The 455-nt window shown below is 63.7% G+C and carries 1 protein-coding gene; it reads right to left on the bottom strand.

Annotation, left to right across the window (positions count from 1 at the left end):
- Positions 1–455: hydrolase (locus DIE06_RS38020; protein ID WP_148094398.1), on the bottom strand; the 455-nt coding region annotated here is incomplete at both ends.

Genomic DNA, 455 nt, shown 5'->3' with positions numbered 1-455 from the left:
CCCGCCTGCACCATGCGCTGCATCGCGAAGTCGTGCGCGGCCTGCGACGTGCCGCCCGATGCGTCGGCGACCATGTAGATCTCGTAGTCGCCTTCGAGCATCGCGCACAGTGCGAACGTCGTGTTGCAGACTTCAGTCCACAGGCCCGACACGACCACCTTCTTGCGGCCGTTCGCGGCCAGCGCATCGCGCACCTTCTGGTCGTCCCACGAGTTCATCGACGTGCGTTCGAGCGTCTTCTGGTTCGGGAACACGTCGAGCAGCTCGGGATAGGTATGACCCGAGAAGCCCTCGCTTTCGACCGTCGTGATCGTGGTCGGGATGTTGAACACCTTCGCGGCCTTCGCGAGGCCGACGACGTTGTTCTTCAGCGCCTGGCGATCGATCGACTGCACGCCGAACGCCATCTGCGGCTGCTGGTCGATGAAGATCAGCTGGCTGTTCTGCGGGGTGAG

The sequence above is a fragment of the Burkholderia sp. Bp8998 genome (genome assembly GCF_003854235.1).
Taxonomy (GTDB): domain Bacteria; phylum Pseudomonadota; class Gammaproteobacteria; order Burkholderiales; family Burkholderiaceae; genus Burkholderia.
The sequence above is the reverse complement of the archived record's forward strand: the minus strand, read 5'-3'. Positions and strand labels throughout refer to the sequence as shown.